The 271-nt window shown below is 60.9% G+C and carries 1 pseudogene; it reads left to right on the top strand.

Going from position 1 to position 271, the window contains the following annotated elements:
* Window positions 1-271 (top strand): annotated as a pseudogene (locus QP119_RS11900) (heavy metal translocating P-type ATPase); the annotation flags it as partial.

Raw genomic sequence — 271 nt, 5'->3', positions numbered from 1 at the left:
TGGTTGCCCGTGTGCGTTAGTTATCTCAACGCCTGCGGCGATAACCTCCGGGCTGGCAGCAGCAGCGCGTCGTGGGGCGTTGATTAAAGGCGGTGCGGCGCTGGAACAACTAGGTCGTGTTACCCAGGTGGCGTTTGATAAAACCGGTACGCTGACCGTCGGTAAACCGCGCGTTACCGCGATTCATCCGGCAACGGGTATTAGTGAATCTGAACTGCTGACACTGGCGGCGGCGGTCGAGCAAGGCGCGACGCATCCACTGGCACAGGCC

It is taken from the genome of Corynebacterium frankenforstense (assembly GCF_030211955.1).
Classification (GTDB): domain Bacteria; phylum Actinomycetota; class Actinomycetes; order Mycobacteriales; family Mycobacteriaceae; genus Corynebacterium; species Corynebacterium frankenforstense_A.
This window is presented reverse-complemented; position numbering and strand designations above follow the sequence as displayed.